This is a genomic window from Synechococcus sp. R8-2, assembly GCF_047461715.1.
GTDB lineage: Bacteria > Cyanobacteriota > Cyanobacteriia > Thermostichales > Thermostichaceae > Thermostichus.
The window spans coordinates 1-2,455 of record NZ_JANSHQ010000329.1 but is presented as its reverse complement, the minus strand read 5'-3'; the positions used below and the strand labels follow the sequence as shown (position 1 = coordinate 2,455).

Sequence of the window (2,455 nt, the reverse complement as noted above, 5' to 3'; positions counted from 1 at the left end):
GGTCGGAGCCGGGTAGTTTACGGCTTCGTCGTCCATCCAGGAAGGGGGTACAGGTCGGCATCCATAGCTGGAATCCGAGCCATCGTAGCTGCGGGGATCCCGCTGGTACTCCATCAAGGCTTGAAGGGTATCTCGGGGTGGAGTGGCACCGCGCAAGTCCTTCAAAGAGAGGGAAATGTTGGGAGCCGGCAAAGTGGCACCGCCCACATGACAATTCAAACAGGCGGACTGAAAACGATTTTTGCCGTCCGTGAGCTGCTCTGGGGTAAAGGTGAGGGTATGCCCTGCGGCATCTAGAGGCAATTCCACAGGGCCACTCACCCGCAAATACTGGTTCACGTAAGGATCAATGCGGGCAGCCACCGGACTGGCCAGCCCCAGCCACAACAAAGCTAGGATCCCGACCCAGGCCCAGAGGCGAGACGGGATCCGCCATCTCATAGGCAACTTCTGATCCAGATGCGGCATTAGAGATAGGCTGATAGGTCGCTGTGGCTTTCGTTCTTGGTACCACCCCAGCCGGGAACGGTCTTGGCCTGCACCAGAATGTAGCCCGCAATCAGCTTCAGATCCTCGTCGGTGAGGTTGCGCAGACGTGGATACTCACTGGTGAGCTGGGTGTTGGGGTGATACTCCAACAGAGACTCCACCCCGTCATAGGTGACTGGATTCTTGATGTAATCCACAATCGCCAGCACATTATCCCGTGGGGGAGTTGCCCCCTCCAGATCCGAAAGCTTCAAGCTCACATCCGGGTTGGGATAGGTCTGGCCGCCCACATGGCACTGGGCGCATGCGGTGTTGAATAGCTTCTTCCCTTTGGCCAACTGGGCTTCGGTAAAGGTAATAGACTCAGTTGGCGACAGAGCCACTGCAGGAATATCCCTAGCTGCAAACACTGGAGCCAGACCCCAGCCAAACCCAGCCATCAACGCAGCCAACAGCAGGACAAGCAACCGACGACGCGCTGGCGCAAACACCTTCTGAAAAGAAAAAGCTTTGCTAAACATGGTTCTCCGTAGATCAGCCTAGAAAGAGGAGAGGTGGGCTCCACTCCAGCCACAAACCCGACAACAGGATCAAGAATAGACCATTAAGAGATCATTTGCAGATGGGATCCGGGATAGTTTCCCAATGGTTCCATTTGCCTTTGGTGTTAAGTTTGATTACGGAGCTATGGCCTGTTGGGAGTCTGTTGGCCGAGAGCTGACTTGGCCACAGCCCAGTCGAGAGAACTGAGCAGGTAATGAGCAGCTAATATAGAGCTTGGCTTGCTTGCCTGGCAACCTCAGAGCAGGAGAATACGGCAGACTCCGTTCCAGGTTTTCCCCATGTCCTCTATCCGATTCCAGCCGTTGCGGGTGGCTTTCACCTGTGCGGATCCCAGTCAAGTGCAAATGCCCGTTGCCGATTTGCTGGCGGCCTTGCCGGCCTCACCGCTTCTGACCTACACAGACCCGGAAGCAGCGGACTTGCGGGTAGAGCTGTTGCCCGATGCCACTTATCACTTTTACCGGCGGGGGGAAGAGGTGGCTCTGGCGGCCTTCCGGATCCCGGTGAAGAAGCTACTGGCCCTGCCTCGCAAGCTGGTGCGGCTGTTGGAGCACGTGGCTGCTTTTGGTAATCTTTTGAACCTGCAACCTGCCAGCGATGCGCTGAGCAGCATCTTGGAAGTGGAATTTCTCCAACTGGAAACCCCGGCCAGCAGCTCTGCCCCTGCCGAAGTGAGCCCCCTGCCGCGGGATCCCCAAGGGAAAGTGCAAATCCAAGCAGGCCGCAACCTGGCCATTGCCTTGAGAAACAGAGCCCCCACTCCAGTGCATGTTTATGTCACCGTCTTTGACGAGCGGCGGTACAGCGTGGATTTGGTTTACCCCTATCAACCAGATCTGCCTGCCCGTTTACGCCCCAACGAGAGCCTGCTGATTGGCTCTGGCCCCCGCTACCTGCTGCAGATGCAGCTGCCAGAAGGAACAGACGTAGCGGTGGATCGCTTCAAAATCTGGGTCAGCAGCACCAGCATGCAGCCAGGCATTATGGTGATGCCCCCTCTGGGGCAACGGCTGGAACCTCCCTCAGAAGATCCCTACGGGGCCGGATCCCGCCTGGATCGGGAAGTCCGGCTGGCCATTCTGGGCAAAGCAGGCAGCACTCCCATGCCAGCTTTTGCGGAGGATCCCTGGTGGTGTATGGAGCAAGCCGTCCAGATTGTGGCCTGAGCCGATGCTCTGGGGTGCTTTTCAGATTTCTTAAAGGTGACTTTTCAGGATCTCCTCAAAGGTATCCTCAACCTCGTCAACGCTGATGACTGACAAATGATAGAGGGAAGATAGACTGGTTCTTACATCTTGGCTAACGTCGGTTAAAACCATGAAAGCTTGGTTTCTCTGAAGACCGAGGTCAGAAGCAATCTTGGAGTACTTCTGTACTTTGTCTTGGTACTCACCTGTCTTCG

4 protein-coding genes are annotated in these 2,455 nt (G+C 56.2%); 1 reads left to right on the top strand and 3 read right to left on the bottom strand.

The features are described from left to right. Nucleotides 1-441 (bottom strand): photosystem II cytochrome PsbV2 (psbV2, locus tag NW819_RS08440; RefSeq protein ID WP_414413487.1); only part of this gene is annotated, 441 nt, incomplete at its 3' end. Between the two features lie 26 nt (nucleotides 442-467). Further along, nucleotides 468-1,010, bottom strand: a complete 543-nt coding sequence (gene psbV / locus NW819_RS08435; RefSeq protein WP_011434097.1) for a photosystem II cytochrome c-550 — start codon at nucleotides 1,008-1,010, stop codon at nucleotides 468-470. Between the two features lie 321 nt (nucleotides 1,011-1,331). On the opposite strand from psbV, the gene NW819_RS08430 reads away from it, so the two are divergent. Continuing rightward, nucleotides 1,332-2,219 (top strand): hypothetical protein, encoded by an 888-nt coding sequence (locus tag NW819_RS08430; RefSeq protein ID WP_414413486.1) that lies wholly within the window; start codon nucleotides 1,332-1,334, stop codon nucleotides 2,217-2,219. A 30-nt stretch (nucleotides 2,220-2,249) separates the two neighbouring features. On the opposite strand, the gene NW819_RS08425 is transcribed toward NW819_RS08430, so the two are convergent. Next, a partial coding sequence (locus NW819_RS08425; protein WP_414413485.1) for a hypothetical protein occupies nucleotides 2,250-2,455 on the bottom strand: 206 nt, incomplete at its 5' end.